Source organism: Nocardioides sp. 616 (genome assembly GCF_002930065.1).
GTDB classification, from domain to species: Bacteria; Actinomycetota; Actinomycetes; order Propionibacteriales; family Nocardioidaceae; genus Nocardioides; species Nocardioides houyundeii.
The window spans coordinates 45,940-60,363 of record NZ_POAG01000001.1 but is presented as its reverse complement, the minus strand read 5'-3'; the positions used below and the strand labels follow the sequence as shown (position 1 = coordinate 60,363).

10 protein-coding genes are annotated in these 14,424 nt (G+C 70.8%); 7 read left to right on the top strand and 3 right to left on the bottom strand.

Annotated features, from left to right (window positions below; genetic code table 11):
* Position 1: 1 nt before the first annotated feature.
* Positions 2–2,290, bottom strand: a complete 2,289-nt coding sequence (locus C5H89_RS00285; RefSeq protein WP_240181615.1) for a transglycosylase domain-containing protein — start codon at positions 2,288–2,290, stop codon at positions 2–4.
* 105 nt (positions 2,291–2,395) lie between these two features.
* Between C5H89_RS00285 and C5H89_RS00280 the strand changes: the two genes are divergently transcribed.
* The 4 genes from C5H89_RS00280 (at position 2,396) to C5H89_RS00265 (ending at position 5,586) form a co-directional block, all read left to right on the top strand.
* Positions 2,396–2,971, top strand: coding sequence for a PadR family transcriptional regulator (locus C5H89_RS00280; protein ID WP_101525924.1), 576 nt, complete (start codon positions 2,396–2,398; stop codon positions 2,969–2,971).
* 44 nt (positions 2,972–3,015) lie between these two features.
* The gene (locus C5H89_RS00275; protein ID WP_104105112.1) at positions 3,016–4,101 is read left to right on the top strand and encodes an inositol-3-phosphate synthase; all 1,086 of its coding nucleotides are present in this window, start codon (positions 3,016–3,018) and stop codon (positions 4,099–4,101) included.
* Positions 4,102–4,244: 143 nt separating this feature from the next.
* Positions 4,245–5,195, top strand: a complete 951-nt coding sequence (locus C5H89_RS00270; protein ID WP_162799120.1) for a hypothetical protein — start codon at positions 4,245–4,247, stop codon at positions 5,193–5,195.
* Complete coding sequence (locus tag C5H89_RS00265) at positions 5,188–5,586, top strand: GntR family transcriptional regulator (RefSeq protein WP_104105110.1); 399 nt, start codon at positions 5,188–5,190, stop codon at positions 5,584–5,586. Before C5H89_RS00270 ends, C5H89_RS00265 begins: the two co-directional genes overlap by 8 nt.
* Here C5H89_RS00265 and C5H89_RS00260 read toward each other — a convergent pair.
* Positions 5,561–6,043, bottom strand: coding sequence for an SRPBCC family protein (locus tag C5H89_RS00260; RefSeq protein ID WP_104105109.1), 483 nt, complete (start codon positions 6,041–6,043; stop codon positions 5,561–5,563). The two genes, C5H89_RS00265 and C5H89_RS00260, sit on opposite strands and share 26 nt — an antisense overlap.
* Positions 6,044–6,135: 92 nt before the next feature.
* Here C5H89_RS00260 and mgtA point away from each other — a divergent pair, with 92 nt between their 5' ends.
* Positions 6,136–8,853 (top strand): magnesium-translocating P-type ATPase, encoded by a 2,718-nt coding sequence (gene mgtA / locus C5H89_RS00255; RefSeq protein ID WP_205304779.1) that lies wholly within the window; start codon positions 6,136–6,138, stop codon positions 8,851–8,853.
* Positions 8,854–8,917: 64 nt separating this feature from the next.
* Here the strand turns inward: mgtA and C5H89_RS00250 are convergent, their stop codons facing one another.
* Positions 8,918–10,339, bottom strand: coding sequence for a CCA tRNA nucleotidyltransferase (locus C5H89_RS00250; protein ID WP_104105108.1), 1,422 nt, complete (start codon positions 10,337–10,339; stop codon positions 8,918–8,920).
* 86 nt (positions 10,340–10,425) lie between these two features.
* Between C5H89_RS00250 and C5H89_RS00245 the strand changes: the two genes are divergently transcribed.
* On the top strand, positions 10,426–12,657 hold the full coding sequence (locus C5H89_RS00245) for a DUF6049 family protein (RefSeq protein WP_162799119.1): 2,232 nt from the start codon (positions 10,426–10,428) through the stop codon (positions 12,655–12,657).
* Positions 12,654–14,372 carry a murein biosynthesis integral membrane protein MurJ gene (murJ, locus tag C5H89_RS00240; RefSeq protein ID WP_240181614.1) on the top strand — a complete coding sequence of 573 codons (1,719 nt, stop codon included), beginning with the start codon at positions 12,654–12,656 and terminating at the stop codon, positions 14,370–14,372. The genes C5H89_RS00245 and murJ overlap by 4 nt, the downstream gene beginning before the upstream one ends.
* Positions 14,373–14,424 lie beyond the last annotated feature (52 nt).

Here is a 14,424-nt window from a genome sequence, read left to right as displayed (position 1 = left end):
GTCAGCCCCCGGGCGTGGGGGTCGGCACCTGCGGCAGGGTCGGAGTCGGGGTCGGCGGCGGCGGCGGAGGCGGAGGCGGCGGCGGAGGCGTGGGGATCACCACGGTCGGCGTCGGGACCAGGGTCGGCGTGGGCACCAAGGTCGGCACCTCGGTCGGCACCTGGCTCGGCGTCGGCTCCTCGGTGGGCCTGGGCTCCTGGCTGATCGTGGGCTTGGGCGGAGCCTTCGTGGGCCGCGGCGGCGGCGGGGGCGGCGGCACGTACTCGTGGCCGTCGGACGGCGCGTCGCCGTCGACGTACGCGGGGTCCGGGAAGTCCTCAACGTCCATGCCGTCCATCACGCGCTCCATGATGGCGGTCCAGGTCTGCGCTGGATAGGTCCCGCCGTAGTACGACGGCAGCCAGTCGTCGAGTGCGTCGTCCCCGTCCCCGCGGACGTACATCACCGCGGTGGAGAGCTGGGGAGTGAAACCGACGAACCAGGCCGAGGAGACGTGAGTCTCCTCGGGGTCCTTCGGGTTCGGCGCCGTCGCGGTCCCGGTCTTGCCTGCCGCCGGGCGGTCCAGGGCGAGCGCGGCCGTGCCGGAACCGGAGTTGACGACCTGCTCCAGGGCGTAGGTGGTGTCCGCGGCGATGTCCTCCTCGAGCACCCGCCGGGTCTGGGCCTGCCGGGAGAACGTCGTCTCGCCGTCCGCGTCGACCACCTTCTCCACCACGTGCACGTCCGCGCGCTCGCCGGCGTTGGCGAGCGTGCCGTAGGCGTTGGCCATGTTGATGGGGCTCACCCGGGCCTTGCCGAGGGTGATGAGGGTGTCCTCGGGGGTCAGGTCGATCGAGCGCGACGGGATGCCGGGGTACTTCTTCTGCGGCTCCGACGGAGGCAGCCCGGCCTTGATGGCGTTCTGGTAGATCTTCTTCGGCCCGTCCTCCATCGCGTCGCTCATGTCGACGAACGCGGTGTTGGTGGAGTTGGCGGTCGCGGTCGTCATCGAGACCGAGGAGCCCATGTCGTGCGCGCCCTCGCCGGCGTTGTAGACCTCCAGGCCGTCGGGGTAGGTGTACGGCGAGTTGCCCTGGAAGGAGTCGTTCAGCGAGAAGCCCTCCTGCAGGGCGGTGGCCACGGTGAAGGCCTTCATCGTGGAGCCGGCCATGCCGCCGGTCGCCGCCCAGTTGATCTGGGAGTCCAGGTAGTCCTGGCCGCCGTAGAACGCCTTGAGCGCCCCCGTGCCCGGCTCGACGGTGGCCGCACCGATGTGCAGCTCCTTGTCCCCGAAGCCCTCGGGCCGCTCCTCGATCACCGACTCCTGGAGGTCGGTCATCATCTTCTTGTCGAAGGTGGTGGTGACCCGCAGGCCCCCGCCGTCGATCTCCGCCTCGCTGTAGCCCAGGCGCAGCAGCTCGTCCCGGACCAGCTTGAGCATGTGGCCGCGCTGGCCGCCGTAGGTGCTCTCGCCCTGGATCTTGGGGAACTTGGGCAGCTTCTTCTGCGCCTTCTCGGCCTTCGTCTCGCTGATCATGCCGTCGTCGGCCATCCGGCCGAGCGTGTAGTTGTAGCGGCGGGTCAGGCCGATCTCGGCCTCGGCGCCGTTCGCCGGGTCGTAGGCGGTGGGGTTGTTCAGCACGCTGGCCAGCACTGCGGCCTCGCGGAGCTTGAGGTCCCCGACGTCCTTGCCGAAGTAGGCCTGCGCGGCCGCCTGGACGCCGTACGCGCCGCGGCCGAAGTAGATGGTGTTGAGGTAGCCCTCGAGGATCTCCCGCTTGCTCCGCTCACGCTGGATCTTCAGCGACAGGATCGCTTCCTTGATCTTGCGGGAGAGCCGGCGCTCGCTGCTCAGGTAGAGGATCTTCACGTACTGCTGGGTGATGGTCGAGGCACCCTGGGTGCTGTCGCTGGTGGCGTTCGAGAACGCCGCCCGCACGATGCCCTTGGGGTCGATGCCGTTGTCGGTCCAGAAGGACTTGTTCTCGGCGGCGACCACCGCGTCCTGGATGTTGTCCGGGATCTTGTCCAGCGGGACGTTGACGCGGTTCTGCTTCGCGTACCGCCCGACCTCGCTCTCGCCGTCGGCGTAGTAGACGAACGAGGTCTGGGTCTTGAACTCCTCGTTCTCGTCCGGGATCTCGATGCTCTGGTAGAGGAAGACGAAGGCGCCCACCGCCACCAGAACGGCGGCGAGTCCGACCAACGACAGCACGAGCGCGACCTTGCGCAACCTCTGCTTGGTGGTCAACTTCTGCTTGGCGGGCCGCTTCTTCACGGCCGGCCCGGGGGCTCTGCGGGACTGACTCACGCCGGTAAGGGTAATGGCCGCTCCTACCACCCCCGGTTTCCTCGCCGCGTCGCCCGGACACCACCGCTGTTCCCGTCCAGCGGATATATCGCTACGATAGGTCTCATGGCACGCCGTAGTGAGACCATCGAGCTCGCAGTCCTCGGACTGCTGCACGAGGGACCCATGCACGGCTACGAGCTGCGCAAGCGGCTGAACCTGATGCTCGGGTGGGGCCGGGTGCTGTCCTACGGCTCGCTCTACCCCGCGCTCAAGAAGATGCTGCGCTCTTCGCTGATCGAGGAGGTCGACACCGTCCCCGCGCCGGTGACCCGACGTCCTCGGATCGTCTACCGGGTCACCGAGGCCGGTCACGTCGAGTTCGAGCGCCTGATGTCGGAGGTCGGCCCCACCGCCTGGGAGGACGACACCTTCGACATCCGTTTCGCCTTCTTCTCCTCCACCGACATGGAGATCCGCCTGCGTGTCCTCGAGGGACGTCGCACCCGGCTCCAGGAACGACTGGAGAGGGTCCAGACAGACCTGACCCGCACCCAGAAGGAGGTCGACCGGTACGCCGCGGAGCTTCAGCGCCACGGTGTCGAGTCGGTCGAGCGAGAGGTCCGCTGGCTCTCGGACCTGATCAAGGCAGAACGAGAGGCCGGGCCAGTCAGCCAGCCCGCCAATCCCGACCAGCGGTAACGCTGCAAACACTGCGAAGCACAAGCACAGAAGAGGAGAGCCCCATGGGTTCGGTACGAGTTGGAATCGTCGGCGTCGGGAACTGCGCCTCATCCCTGGTTCAGGGTGTGGAGTACTACAAGGACGCTGACCCGCAGGGCACCGTCCCGGGTCTCATGCACGTGGTCTTCGGTGACTACCACGTCAAGGATGTCGAGTTCGTCGCCGCGTTCGACGTCGACGCGAAGAAGGTCGGCTTCGACCTGTCCGAGGCCATCGTCGCCTCGGAGAACAACACCATCAAGATCGCCGACGTGCCGCCCACCGGCGTCACCGTCCAGCGCGGCCCGACGCACGACGGTCTCGGCAAGTACTACTCACTGACCATCGACGAGTCCGACGCCGAGCCGGTCGACGTGGTCCAGGCGCTCAAGGACGCCAAGGTTGACGTCCTGGTCTCCTACCTGCCCGTGGGCTCGGAGGTCGCCGACAAGTTCTACGCCCAGTGCGCCATCGACGCCGGCGTCGCCTTCGTCAACGCGCTGCCCGTCTTCATCGCCTCCGACCCCGAGTGGGCCAAGAAGTTCGAGGACGCCGGTGTCCCGATCGTCGGTGACGACATCAAGAGCCAGGTCGGTGCCACCATCACCCACCGCGTGATGGCGAAGCTGTTCGAGGACCGCGGCGTGACGCTGGACCGCACCTACCAGCTCAACGTCGGCGGCAACATGGACTTCAAGAACATGCTTGAGCGCGAGCGCCTGGAGTCCAAGAAGGTCTCCAAGACCCAGGCCGTGACCTCCAACCTCACCGGCTCGCTCGCCGGCAAGGGCGCGGACGACCGCAACGTGCACATCGGCCCGTCGGACTACGTGGCCTGGCTGGACGACCGCAAGTGGGCCTACGTGCGCCTCGAGGGTCGCGCGTTCGGCGACGTCCCGCTCAACCTGGAGTACAAGCTCGAGGTCTGGGACTCTCCGAACTCGGCCGGCATCATCATCGACGCCGTCCGTGCCGCCAAGATCGCCCTGGACCGGGGCATCGGCGGCCCGATCATCTCGGCCTCGACCTACCTGATGAAGTCGCCCCCGGTGCAGATGCCGGACGACCTCGGTCGCATCGAGCTGGAGAAGTTCATCCGCGGCGAGTGATCACTGCTCGACTCAAGAAGCCCGTCCCCTCCGGGGGGCGGGCTTCTTCGCGTTCTCGGAGAACACCCGCCAGATCTGGCGTGTCCTGGGAGACTTGTGCCATGTGATTGACACAAATACCCTCCGACTGCCACCTTTGTGCCATGTCATTGCCACAAGAGGCCAGTGAGCTCCACCCGCTCCTCCCCTCGCCGCTGGAGATCTTGCTGCTGACGGCGATCCTTTTCGGCGGGCTCCTCCTGCTGGTCCTGGTCGTGCTGGTGGTCCTGCGGGCCAGCCGGCAGCCGGGCGCCGCACGCGGTCGGGAGGCACGAGCGGTGGCAGCGGCGCGGTGGGCTGGCATCGCCCTGGGTACGGCGCTCGCACTGCAGCAGGTGCTCGACGTCGGGATCGTGCCGTCCCCGGGACTGGGGGTCGACGTGATCCACGCGCCGGTCATCTTCGGACTCGTGGTGCTGCTCGCGGCGGTGGTCGGCGAACTGGTCGTGCGGCCCCGGTTCGACTCGGGCCCTCGCACCGCCGACCTGCGCCCGCGCAGGGTCCGGGACTTCCTCCCCCCGGCGCTGACCCGGCTGGTCGGCGGCCTCGGGGCCGGCGCCGCCGCGCTGTGCACCTTCACCTGGCTGACCGCGTCGACCGACGACATGGGTCGCGCCGGCCGCTCGCTCGGCGTCCTCTGCTCCCCCGACGTCTACTCCTCCACCGGTCCCTTTCCCGGCTCCTTTTACGTGGCTCCCTACGCCGTGGGCGTGATGGTGGCGGTGCTCATCGCGGTGGCCGCGTCGTGGCAGGTCACCAGGCGACCCCTCGGCGGCACCCCGGCACAGGCCGACCTGCACCGGCGTACCTCGCTGCAGGCGATCATCGGCGCCTTGGGGGCGGTGGTCTCCGCGCCGATGATCGGGATCGCCTTCTTCGCCGGCACCGCCCTGATCCAGCACGACTGTCCGCGCCCCGGCTGGGCGCTCATCGGCTGGCTCGCCATCGGGCTGGCGGCGTTGGCCCTCGTCACGCTCGCCTGGTCACTGGTCTCCTTGCTCGTTCCGACGGCCCCGCGGCCGGCGGTTCGCGAACAGTCGGCCTCGCATGCCTGACCCCGCCCTGCGGGTCGACCCCGGTGACCCGACACCGCCGTACGAGCAGGTCAGGCGGCAGCTGGAGGACCTGATCGGCGCCGGGGTCCTGCGCGCCGGGGACCGGCTGCCTCCGCTGCGCCAGCTCGCCGGCGACCTGGGGCTGGCCGTCGGCACCGTGGGGCGGGCCTACTCCGAGCTGGAGTCGGCGGGCTTGGTCGTGTCCCGACGAGGGGCCGGGACCCGGGTCGCCGAGGACGTGACACCCGGTCCGGACTCGGTGCTGCGCCAGTTGGCCCGCGATTTCCTGGCCCGCGCCCAAGCGGTCGGGGTCGGCCCCCGGACCGCGTTGGAGGCCGTGCGTTCCGAGGTCGGCGAAGCGGGCATCAGGCCCGTTCGGCCTCGGCCTTGATCCGGGTCAGCGTCTGGCGCATCCCCTCGCGCAGCTCGTCCTGGAAGGACGCCTGGCCGCCCAGCACCCGGTCGGTCAGGCGCAGGGAGAGGGCGCTGATGCCGTCCGGCGCCTCCCGCCGCTGCACGATGCGGGTGCCGGTGGCCGTGGGCTCGAGGGTGAACGACCAGGTGGACTGGTTCTCGCGGATCTTGAAGGCCACCGCCCGCTCAGGCTCCAGCCGCACCACCTTCGCCTGCGTGGGCCACACCAGCAGGCCCCGGCGGTTGAGGTTGATCATCCTGGTGCCGAGCCGGACCGGCCCACCACCGCGCAGGTGGGTACGCACCACCTGGGGACTCCACTCCGCCAGTCGCGGCAGGTCGCTGACCAGCGCCCACACCCGGGAGACCGGGGCCTCGACCTCGATCGTCTGCTCGATCAGGGGCTCGACCAGGTCTGCGCTCGGCGAAGTCATCTGCGCAATGTAGAGCACGCAGGCTCTCGCCGCCGGTCTCAGCCGCGGAACCGGACTCTCGGCGGTACCGCGAGCGCAAGGTCCGGCGTACGTTGGCTGGGACGAGGCAGCTGCGCTGGTGGTACGACGACGGGCAGGCCGGGATGATCGACGCCGACGGAACCCAGGCAGACGTGCCCCCGGTCGACATGCCTCAGGCGGGGGCGCCCCCGGCCTACTGGGCACTGCCCGCCGCCGAGGTGCTGCGCCGCACCGGAACCACCGAGGCCGGCCTCGGTGCCGAGGAGGCCGCACGTCGGCTGGACTCCTTCGGTCCGAACCGGCTGGCACCGGCGCACCGGGCGTCGTGGCTGCGGGAGCTCGCCAAGCAGTTCACCGAGCCCATCATCCTCATCCTGATCGCCGCGAGCGTGGTGTCGATGGTGCTGCGCGACGTCACCGACGCCGTCATCATCCTGGCGATCGTGGGACTCAGCGGGCTGCTCAGCTTCTGGCAGGAGCACCGCGCGTCACTGGAGGTGCAGCGACTGCTGGACCTGGTCCAGGTGCACGCGGACCTGCGCCGCGACGGTACGACGGTCGAGGTGGCGCTGGAGCAGGTGGTGCCGGGCGACGTGGTCGTCCTCAAGGCCGGTGACGTGGTGCCGGGCGACTGCCGGGTGCTCAGCGCGGACGCGCTCCAGGTGGACCAGGCTGCCCTGACCGGGGAGACCTTCCCCGTCCACAAGCATCCCGACCCCGCCGGCGCAGACGCCCAGCTCGGCGAGCGGCACAGCGCGCTCTTCCTCGGCTCGCACGTGGTCAGTGGGCGGGGCCTGGCCGTCGTGGTCGCCACCGGGTCCCGCACCGAGCTCGGCCAGCTCTCCCGACGCCTCGAGCAGGAGGCGCCCGCGACCGGGTTCCAGCAGGGGATCCGGCAGTTCGGCATGATGCTGGCCCGGGTCACCGGGGTGCTGGCGGTGGCGATCATGGCGCTGAACCTGCTGCTGGAGCGCCCCTTCGCGGAGTCGTTGCTCTTCTCCCTCTCGCTCGCCGTCGGACTGACCCCGCAGATGCTCCCAGCGATCGTCGCGGTCAGCCTGTCGCGCGGAGCACGCCGGATGGCCGGTGAGCAGGTGATCGTGCGACGCCTGGACGCGATCCAGGACTTCGGCGCCATGGACGTGCTGTGCACCGACAAGACCGGCACCCTCACCGAGGGCGCCGTCAGGCTGCACGCCGCGGTGGACCCCACCGGCGCCCCGAGTCCGCTGGTGCAGGCGCTGGCAGCCGCGAACGCGGGACTGCAGACCGGCTTCACCAACCCCATCGACGCCGCCATCCTGGCCGCACACCCGCTGGACCCGGCGTACCGCGCGGTCGCGGAGCTGCCCTACGACTTCAGCCGCAAGCGGCTCAGCGTGCTGGCCGACGGGCCCGACGGACGACAGCTGATCTGCAAGGGCGCCTACGACTCGGTCGTCGAGGTCTGCCTCACCACCGACCGCGCCGGGCTGGACGCACACTTCGCCCGGCTGAGCCAGGAGGGCTACCGGGTGCTGGGCATCGCGCGGCGGAGCCTGCCCGAGGTCGAGGAGGTGACGCCTGCCGACGAGGACGGCCTGGAGTTCCTGGGCTTCCTCGCCTTCGCCGACCCCGCCAAGGCGGGCGCGCGTGAGGCGCTCGGCGACCTGCGGGCGGCCGGGATCAGCGTCCGGATGATCACCGGCGACAACCGGCTCGCCGCGGCCCACATCGCCGGCGAGGTCGGGATGGACGTGGGCACCGTGCTGACCGGGCGCGACATCGATGCCCTGGACCCCGAGCAGCTGGTACGCCGGGTGCAGGAGGTCGAGGTCTTCGCCGAGGTGGACCCGCTGCGCAAGGAGCGGATTATCTCCGCGCTGCGCGACTCCGGAGCGACCGTGGGCTACCTGGGCGACGGGATCAACGACGCCGCCGCCCTCCACCTCGCCGACGTCGGCATCTCGGTCGACACCGCGGTCGACGTGGCCAAGAGCGCGGCCGCGATCGTGCTGCTGGACAAGGACCTGGCCGTGCTGGGCCACGGCGTACGGCTGGGACGGCAGACGTTCGCCAACACTCTGAAGTACGTCTTCACCACGGTCAGCGCCAACTTCGGCAACGTGGCCAGCATGGTGATCGCCTCGGCCTTCCTGCCCTTCCTGCCGCTGCTCCCGCGGCAGCTGCTCCTGCTCAACTTCCTCTCCGACATCCCCAGCACCACCATCGCGGTCGACAACGTCGACGCCGAGCAGCTGCAGCGTCCCCAGCACTGGGACCTCCGCTTCGTCCGCGACTTCATGGTGGTCTTCGGGCTGCTGAGCAGCCTGTTCGACCTGCTGACCTTCGCGGTGCTGCTGCACGTCTTCGACGCCGACTCGACCCTGTTCCGGTCGGCCTGGTTCGTCGGGTCCACCCTGACCGAGCTGGCCGTGCTGATGGTGCTGCGCACCCGGCGACCCGCGATCCGCAGCCGGCCCGGGGCGGGCCTGCTGTGGACCTCCGTCGCGGTGGCCGCCGTCACCCTGGCGCTGCCCTTCGTGCCCGAGCTGTCCCGGCTGCTGGGTCTCGACGCCCTGCCGGCCAAGGTGGTGGCGGCGCTGCTGCTGATCACCCTCGGCTACGTGCTGGCGGCCGAGGCGCTCAAGCGGCGCTTCTTCCGGTCCGCGCAGACGCCCCGCCCCGACGTACCGCGGCCCGGGCGGGAGCGGCTCGCGCACGTCATCCGCGAGCACGGGGGTGCGACGCCCGGCCGGCGTACCCGGGGCCCGTCCTGGCGGAGGTTCGTGACCCTTTCCCCGGGTTAGGGGGGCATGCATGCCCCCCTAAGCGCAGGGAACCCCGGCTAGGCGGGGATCCCTGCGACCCGCATCAGCCCTGGCGGGCGACCCACCACTCCCGCAGCGCGGCCTCGGCCGCCTCCTCGGACATCGGGCCCTCATCCATCCGCAGCTCCAGCAGGAACTTGTAGGCCTCGCCCACCTCGCGGCTGGGGCCGATACCCAGGATCTCCATGATCTGGGTGCCGTCGAGGTCGGGCCGGATCGAGGCCAGCTCCTCCTCCTCCGACAGCTTGGCGATCCTGGCCTCGAGGTCGTCGTAGGTACGGCGCAGCCGCGCGGCCTTGCGGGCGTTTCGGGTGGTGCAGTCGGCGCGGGTGAGCACGTGCAGGCGCTCCAGCTGGTCGTCGGCGTCGCGGACGTAGCGGCGTACTGCGGAGTCGGTCCACTCGCCAGAGCCGTAGCCGTGGAAGCGCAGGTGCAGCTCGACCAGCTTGGTGACGGCCTCGATCTGGTCGTTGGAGAAGCGCAGCGCCTTCATCCGCTTGCGGGTGATCTTGGCGCCCACCACGTCGTGGTGGTGGAAGGTGACGGTGCCGTCGCCGACGAACTTGCGGGTCCGCGGCTTGCCGACGTCGTGCATGAGGGCGGCGAACCGGGAGACGAAGTCGGGCTCTCCCCCGAGCCGGTCCTCCATCTCGATCGCCTGCTCCAGCACGGTCAGCGTGTGCTCGTAGACGTCCTTGTGCCGGTGGTGCTCGTCACGCTCCAGGGCGAGCGCGGGCAGCTCGGGCAGCACGTGCTCGGCCAGCCCGGTCTCCACCAGCAGGCTCAGCCCCCGGCGCGGGTACGGCGCACAGATCAGCTTGACGAGCTCGTCGCGGACCCGCTCGGCGGAGATGATCTCGATCCGCCCCGCCATGGCGCGCATCGCCTCGAGCACCTCGGGGGCCACGGTGAACCCGAGCTGGGCGGTGAAGCGGGCGGCCCGCATCATCCGCAGCGGGTCGTCGGAGAAGGAGTCCTCCGGCGTACCGGGCGTGCGCAGCACCCGGTTGGCCAGGTCGACGACGCCGCCGTAAGGGTCCTCGAAGTCGCGCCCCGGCAGTGCCACGGCCATCGCGTTGACGGTGAAGTCGCGTCGTCCCAGGTCACCGACCAGGGAGTCGCCGAAGTCGACCGACGGCTTGCGCGAGTCCGGGTCGTAGCGCTCGGCCCGGTAGGTGGTGATCTCGATCTGCCACGGGCCCTTGCGACAGCCGATGGTGCCGAAGTCCCGTCCCATGTCCCACATCGCGTCGGCCCAGCCCTTGAGCAGCTTCTCGGTCTGCTCGGGACGGGCGTCGGTGGTCAGGTCCAGGTCGTTCTGCAGCCGGCCCAGCATGGCGTCGCGCACCGGTCCACCGACCAGGTGGAGCTGGTGACCCGCGTCCGCGAAGCGGGATCCGAGCTCGTCGATGACCGCACCGATCCGGTCCAGCTCGGCGGCGACGGTCTGCTGGACCTCGACCATGCTGAGGGGCGGGAGAACGGGAGCGTCAGACACGGGGAGCCAGTCTAGGCCCAGCGGTTCCTACCTGCGGCGACTAGAGTCGACTCGTGCCCCGCCGTTCCTCGCTGAGTCCTGCCCTTGCGGCGCTCGCGACGCTCGGTGTGCTGGTGAGCCTGCTCTCCGCCCCGTTCGCGGTCGCGGCGCCGACGCCGGTCCCGCCGGAGTCCGAGGCGCTGCGACTGGAGCTGGAGTCCCTCACGCCGTCGGTGCTGACCGACGACCGGGAGGTCCGGATGTCGGGCATCATCACCAACGACAGCGACGAGACCTGGACCTCGATCAACGTGATGCCGTTCCGCTCCCTGACTCCCATCCAGGACAGCGGCACCCTGTCGGCGGCCGCCGACGTGCCGGTGGACGAGATCGTCGGTGAGCGCATCCTCACCGAGGGCTCCTACGACAACGTCGAGATCCTGGAGCCGGGTGACTCCGAGCAGTTCGAGGTCACCATCCCGGCCGGCCAGCTCAACTACGGCGACGGGGTCTACTGGGTCGGCGTGCACGCCAGAGGCGAGACCGAGACGCAGCCCCCTGACGACTACACCGACGGCCGGGCCCGCACCTTCCTCCCGGTGGTGACCTCCCGCACCCGGCCGCTGCCAGCCGCCCTGGTGCTGCCGCTGCGCAGCTCGCTGCACCATGACGCCCAGGGGCGCGTCGCCAACCCGGCCGCCTGGACCCGTCGGCTGTCACCGGGCGGGCGGTTGCACAACCTCCTGCTGGCCGGGCAGGAGGCCGGCGCCCGGCCCGTCACCTGGCTGGTGGACCCGGCCATCCCGCTGGCCGCCGCCCGGCTGGCCCAGGGCAACCCGCCCACCAGCATCACCCCCTCCCAGACGGCTGAGGAGGGGGCCGGCGCGCAAACGCCTGCGCCGACGGTCCCGGACGAGACTGAGCCCGGCCAGGAGCCCACCGAGGCCGAGCGGGCTGCCGCGACGGCGGCCGCCGAGTGGCTGCGAATCTTCACCGAGGAGATGGGCAACCACCCGGTGCTCGCGCTGCCGTACGGCGACGTCGACGCGTCCGCGCTGCAACGCACCGACCCGGAGATGCTCGAGCAGGCCGTGGCCCGCTCCGCCGAGGTGATGTCCGCCCTGGGGGTCGTCTCCACCCCCGTGCTCGCCTCCCCCGACGGCTTCCTGTCCCCCGCCACCGTGAGCGCGGCCGGCGAGGACACGCTGGTCCTGCTCAGCGACAAGGCCCTGGACCCCGCCGTCATCGGGGGGGCGGTGCCCAGCACCGGGGAGATCCTGGGTCGCACCTTCGCCACCACCTCCTCCGGAGTCGCCGACGGCGGCCCCGGTCCGGAGTCCCCTTCCGGGCCCATCGCCGTCCGTCAGCGGGTGGTCAGCGAGGCAGCGCTGCGTCTCATCAACGACGACCGGTCACCGCTGGTGATCGCGCCGCCCCCCAACTGGGACCCGGCCACCGGCTCCGCCGAGCTCTACTCCACCTTCGACGACGGCCTGATGCGGCTGCGCTCCCTGGGCGAGCTGGTGCGCAAGGCCTCCTCCCCGGGCCGCGGCGGAACCGGCAGGTCGCTGGCTCCTGACCCGTCTGTCCCGGACGACGCCCTGGTGTACGGCGAGGCGCAGCGCAGGGCCGAGCTGCCGACCGCCAACATCCGCGCCGCCGCCCGGATGGTGGCGACCAGCAAGCTGCTGGAGAGCGTCCTGACCCGCGAGTCGACCGTGGTCTCCCAGACCCGGGACGTGGCGGACGCCGACGTGTCCTACTTCGCGCGCCGTCGCCCGGCGGTCTACCGGTCCCGCAGCACCCAGGGCCGGGAGCACCTCAAGCGGCTGCTCGGCTCGGTGCGGATCGACGGCCCTCCCGACGTCATCCTGTCCAGCAACAACGGACAGGTCGGGGTCTCGCTGGTCAACGACCTGCCGGTCCCGGTCACGGTCCGCATCGAGGCCCGCTCCAGCGGGACGATGAAGGTGAGCGAGCAGCCGCCGGTCACCCTGGCACCCACGTCGCGTCAGCAGCTGAGGTACTCCGTCAGCGCCGCAGACCAGGGCATCGAGTCCCTCACCCTCCGGCTCACCGACGCCGACGGCGTCCCGATCGGGTCGTCCACCACCTTCCCGGTGCGCACCAGCCAGGTCAGCGGCATCCTCTGGGTGCTGATGGCCGGCGGTGCGCTGCTGCTGTTCGGGGCGATCGGGATCCGGCTGCTGCGCCGGGTGCTGAGGTCGCGCCGCGACCCAGCGCCGGAGACCGACGTACACCACCCCGCACACGACGACATCTTGCAGCCGGAGCACGCCGAGTGAACGCCGACCCGCGTACCCCCACCAGCGAGCCCACCGGCGCGCCGACCGACGAGGTGGCTCCCGAGGACGCCGCCCGAGCCATCCGCGCCAACAGCGTGGTGATGGCGGTCGGGACCGTCTTCTCCCGACTCTCCGGCTTCATCCGGGCCGCCCTGCTGGTCACCGCCCTGGGCGCAGGGGTCCGTGCGGACGTCTTCGCCCTGGGCAACACCATCCCGAACGCGATCTACATCCTGCTCGCCGGCGGCATCTTCAACGCCGTCCTGGTGCCCCAGCTGGTCCGGGCCCTGAAGAACGACGAGGACGGCGGGGAGGGCTACACCAACCGCATCATCACCCTGGCCGCACTGTTCCTGGGCGCGGTGACCGTGGCGCTGGTGGCGGCCGCGCCGTGGGTGATGGAGCTGTACCTCTCCGCCGAGTACGACACCGCCGGCCTGGCCGAGCACAAGGACTCCGCGATCGCGCTGGCGCGGTACTGCCTGCCCCAGGTCTTCTTCTACGGCATGTTCGTGCTGGTCGGACAGGTGCTCAACGCCCGGGGCACGTTCGGGCCGATGATGTGGGCGCCGATCGCGAACAACGTGATCGCCGTCGCCGTCCTGGTCGCCTACCTGGTCCTCTACGGACGGGCCGGGGAGGTCGCGGCCCAGGGGGCGCTCTCCCCGGGCCAGGAGGTGCTGCTCGGCGTCGGCTCCACCCTCGGCATCGTGGCGCAGTTCCTCATCCTGCTGCCGTTCCTGCGGCGCTCGGGCTTCCTGTACCGGCCGCGCTTCGACTTCCGCGGCACCGGGCTGGGCCACACCCTGCGCCTGGGCAGCTGGACCGTGCTCTTCGTGGTGGTCAACCAGGTCGCCTGGACGGTCGTGGTGAACCTGGCCTCCAGCGGCCCGGTCAGCGGCGAGGGCGGCACCGGGTTCGCGGTCTACTCCTACTCGATGCTGATCGTCATGCTGCCGCACGCCATCGTCACCGTCTCCCTGGCCACCGCGGCGCTGCCCCGGCTCTCCTCGTACGCCGCGGACGGCCGGCCCGACCTGCTGGCGCGCTCGCTGACCTCGACCCTGCGCACCTGCCTGGTGGTGGTGGTCCCGTTCGCAGCCCTGGTGCCGGTGCTCGCCTGGGACATCGCCAACGTCGTCTACGGGTTCAGCGACGACCCCGAGACGGTGGGCAGCTTCGTCCCCTCGTTGCGGCTCTTCGGCATCGGTCTGGTCCTGTTCACCGTCCACTACCTGATGCTGCGGGGGTTCTACGCCCTGGAGCGGACCCGCACCGTCTTCTTCATCCAGTGCGCGGTGGCGGGCACCAACGTGGTCGCGGCGGTGCTCCTGGTGCGCGAGGCCTCCGCGGTCGGCACCTCCCCGGCGCTGGTGATCGCCTACGCGACGGCGTACCTGGTGGGGTCGGTGGTCAGCTATGCCGTGCTGCGCCGCACCCTGGGCGGCCTGGACAGCGCGGGCATGCTGAGGTTCGCGATCCGCCTGGTGGCCGTCGTGGCCCTGTCCACGGCGCTGGCCTGGCTGGTCTCCCTCGGCCTGGACGCCCTGGGCCAGCAGCCCAACCCGCTGGTCTCCCTGGGTCGCGGCGCCGTCGTGGGCACCGTGGACCTGGTGGCCCTGGTGCTGCTCGCCAGGCTCTTCCGGCTCGGGGAGGTCGGCGAGCTGGTCGATCCCGTGCTGGACACGGTTCGTCGCCGCCTGCCGAGACGTTGACAGCGCCGTACCATGATCGCCCAGAAGCAACCCCGCGACCCACGACCACTAC

What these genes read in the sequence shown, in the direction of transcription:
- C5H89_RS00280 (WP_101525924.1), top strand. Translation starts at nt 2,396, where the DNA reads ATGGCACGCCGTAGTGAGACCATCGAGCTCGCAGTCCTCGGACTGCTG.
- C5H89_RS00275 (WP_104105112.1), top strand. Translation starts at nt 3,016, where the DNA reads ATGGGTTCGGTACGAGTTGGAATCGTCGGCGTCGGGAACTGCGCCTCA.
- C5H89_RS00270 (WP_162799120.1), top strand. Translation starts at nt 4,245, where the DNA reads ATGTCATTGCCACAAGAGGCCAGTGAGCTCCACCCGCTCCTCCCCTCG.
- C5H89_RS00265 (WP_104105110.1), top strand. Translation starts at nt 5,188, where the DNA reads ATGCCTGACCCCGCCCTGCGGGTCGACCCCGGTGACCCGACACCGCCG.
- C5H89_RS00260 (WP_104105109.1), bottom strand. Translation starts at nt 6,043, where the DNA reads ATGACTTCGCCGAGCGCAGACCTGGTCGAGCCCCTGATCGAGCAGACG.
- C5H89_RS00250 (WP_104105108.1), bottom strand. Translation starts at nt 10,339, where the DNA reads ATGGTCGAGGTCCAGCAGACCGTCGCCGCCGAGCTGGACCGGATCGGT.